Annotated in this window: 5 protein-coding genes; all 5 read right to left on the reverse strand. The window is 53.0% G+C overall.

Features of this window, described 5'->3' with window-relative positions; translation table 11 throughout:
* On the reverse strand, window positions 1–317 hold a 317-nt coding region (locus tag ACLQ62_RS11075; RefSeq protein WP_411721692.1), incomplete at its 3' end, for a hypothetical protein.
* 3 nt (window positions 318–320) lie between these two features.
* Window positions 321–692 (reverse strand): hypothetical protein, encoded by a 372-nt coding sequence (locus ACLQ62_RS11080; protein ID WP_411721693.1) that lies wholly within the window; start codon window positions 690–692, stop codon window positions 321–323.
* A gap of 19 nt (window positions 693–711) precedes the next feature.
* Window positions 712–1,491: a hypothetical protein gene (locus ACLQ62_RS11085; RefSeq protein ID WP_411721694.1), complete on the reverse strand. Its 780-nt coding sequence runs from the start codon at window positions 1,489–1,491 to the stop codon at window positions 712–714.
* Window positions 1,488–1,862, reverse strand: coding sequence for a hypothetical protein (locus tag ACLQ62_RS11090; RefSeq protein WP_411721695.1), 375 nt, complete (start codon window positions 1,860–1,862; stop codon window positions 1,488–1,490). The genes ACLQ62_RS11085 and ACLQ62_RS11090 overlap by 4 nt, the downstream gene beginning before the upstream one ends.
* Window positions 1,859–2,703 (reverse strand): RNA ligase family protein (locus ACLQ62_RS11095; RefSeq protein ID WP_411721696.1); only part of this gene is annotated, 845 nt, incomplete at its 5' end. The genes ACLQ62_RS11095 and ACLQ62_RS11090, both read right to left, overlap by 4 nt.

The raw sequence follows: 2,703 nt of genomic DNA on the forward strand, positions 1-2,703 counted from the left end.
ACTTCGTGGAGGTCGTTTGCTTCCCACTCATTCCCGGCCCATGACTCGTAGTGACCATCGACACGGAAGGCCTGACCGTTGACTTCAAAGATCAGCAGAGTGTCCGCAGAGTAATCGCCTTCGCCAGCGTCAACGAACTCGACAACCTTTGCCGTACCGGACTTGAGTTCCAGTTCGGCTTTACGCCATCCGATATCTTCCACGAACTGGTAGAAGGCAGTGGGGAATTCTCCGACGCTATAGAAGCCGTACTTACCTCCGTGCACCTTGTTCAGGTAGTCAACAATGTCCTGCTTGATTTCTTCTGCTGTAGCCATGCCCTATGCCTTCTGGTAGTCGATGACGGTTACTTCTACGGCCTTGACCTCGTAAGGGGCCGGATCTTCCCATGTGGTGCCGTCCCATGAGGCGTAGTAGCCATCCACGCGGAAGAACTGCTCGCCTACGGAGAACACGACGAAGCGGGTCTCGCCCTGACCTTCGCCGCCGAAGTCTTCGACGGTGTAGGCGGGACCGGACGGGAGGACCGGAGTACTGCCCCACGGCTTGCCAGCGTTTCGCTCCACATATTCCTTGCTGGAGAGGTTTTCGTAGAACTCGTCCCAGATCTCGTGAACGGTCTCAGCGATCTCGCCGGTCTCATTGACGTTATACCAGTCGAGGATTTCCTGCTCAATGTTGGTTACTGCCATTTTATTTGTACCTTTCAGGTTACTTGTACGGTCGGAGCATGTGGGCATTGTCCCTGTGTCGTTTGACGTAATCAATATCGGCCTTGGTCAGGTCTTTAAAGTTTTCGACAACGAACAGGGCGAACCAGCCCTTGGTGAGTGACGTGATTGTCTTGCGGAGTGTCCAGTTGTAGGCCGCGCCGGGTGAGGACTTGTAGTCGGAAGGGACCAGCTTGCGCTCAAGAGCGGTTGCGTAGATCTCTTCGCGGACCATCTTCAGCTTGTCCTCGTGGTCCATTGCGTCCCACTTGGATTTATCTACTGCCACGTCTGAGTCATCACGCAGAATTCGCTCAAAAAGAGGTCGGTGGTAGTAAGCTACGGATTCGTGGATCGAGTCGTGGTCGTAGACACGCTTGACAATCTTGTCATTGAAGAACGTTTCGGGATCAGCTTCAAGGTTGACCTTCTTCTTGCCGTGGGTTTCTTCCCAGATTTTGTACAGGATCTTGTACAGTTCAGGAATCAGTATAGCACCTTTGGACTGCAAAAACAAGATGTCCATCATGTGCTTGGACCAAGAGCCATTCTTCAGTTCCCAGAATGAGTGGGAAACCTTGATAGTGTATAGCTCATTTGCGCTTGCTACCGGTCCCCAGTTCCATCGGTCGAGGTCTGGGTGCCAGAACGTCTCAATACGCGTGCCGTCTTCTTCGGTGTAGCCGTGAAGCTCATCCGAGAAGTAGTCGATGTCCTTCTGTGAACGGGCATCTTCGAACCAATGATACATGGCTTTGGAGCCAACTAGTACGTGAGTCATGAGTCCTTTCCGAGTTTCTTTTGCATTTTCTTTAACCGCTTTAGATTTTTCTTGCGGCTCTCAATCTCAGCCTCGATACTAGAACACTCATCATCGGTAGCCCTAATCAATGCGTCAGCCCAGTATTTCTTTGGGTCGCTATTCCAGAGGTCTGCTTCCGCAGTGACCTCATCACAGTTCTCATGTGATTCTTTGAAATAGAGATTGATGGACCTCTCACCGTAAGGCACGGGCATCCAGACATGGAGGACGTTGCGCATAGAATCCCAGCCGTCCCGATCCAATCCCTTGAAATACGTGATCCGAGGATACGTGAAGGTCTTGAGATCGATACGGCTGAGATCGTGCGGGTTTAGCTTGAGGTACTTCACTTTTGCTTGGTGAGGTACTTGTTGGAGATTGCCTTGAAGCCCGGACGGTTACCGAGGAACGGGAAGCCCTTCGGACCCTGCCACACAATACCCTCTGAGAGGCGCTGTGGGCTGATCTGGGACTTGATGCCGTCAGCCTGCTCCACAATCTCATCGATGGTCTGCGGGAGCGTTAGAGGCAGCACAGGGACCTGTAGAGAGCGCAATGCGTCGGGCCACTCGGAGAACGCAATCGCTTCGGGGCCGTTTTCGGTCTTCTTGTAGAGATTGAAGGCCTTGAAGTCGGTTCCCTTGATGCCCAGAGGGTTGTTCTGGATGTTCTCACCGAAGTACTCGCCCTGTAGGGTGTGATCTACTGGAAGGATTTCAGCGAGGTTGAGTTTATCCGCGAGGTCAAAACGTGCAGACGGTCGGCTGATCTCCCAGTTGCGGGAGCAAATGCGGATTGTGCCAGCGTCGTTGACGATTGTCGTAGACGTGCCGTCAATCTTCTCTGTTGCAATCCACTCGTGAGCCAGAATCTCCGGTAGAACTCGACCCAGATTTTGGATTCGCTCTGCATCTGTCTTAGGAGCGAACTGGTAGAGGAACTGGCCTTCAACGGAGCCTTCAAGACCTGCCGGGAGGGGCGGATCGAACTTGGCGATTTCCGGGATACCTTCGGGAAATTCCGAGACCGGCTTGAGGAGGCCCTGAGAGTATTGTCCGCGCAGCCGTACAGTCTTGAGTACGTGTCCCGTAACGCCGTCTTGTACCCGGACGCCGCGTGGCTCAAGGAATGAGAATCGAGGGTCGGAGATGGGAAGGATGCTATAGATTTCGAAGTAGAGAACTACTTCAT

Source organism: Mycetocola sp. (assembly GCF_046716805.1).
In the GTDB taxonomy this organism is placed as follows: domain Bacteria; phylum Actinomycetota; class Actinomycetes; order Actinomycetales; family Microbacteriaceae; genus Mycetocola_A.

Bases quoted from the DNA above. Each gene is read 5' to 3' on its own strand.
- ACLQ62_RS11080 (WP_411721693.1), bottom strand. From the start codon at position 692: ATGGCAGTAACCAACATTGAGCAGGAAATCCTCGACTGGTATAACGTC.
- ACLQ62_RS11085 (WP_411721694.1), bottom strand. From the start codon at position 1,491: ATGACTCACGTACTAGTTGGCTCCAAAGCCATGTATCATTGGTTCGAA.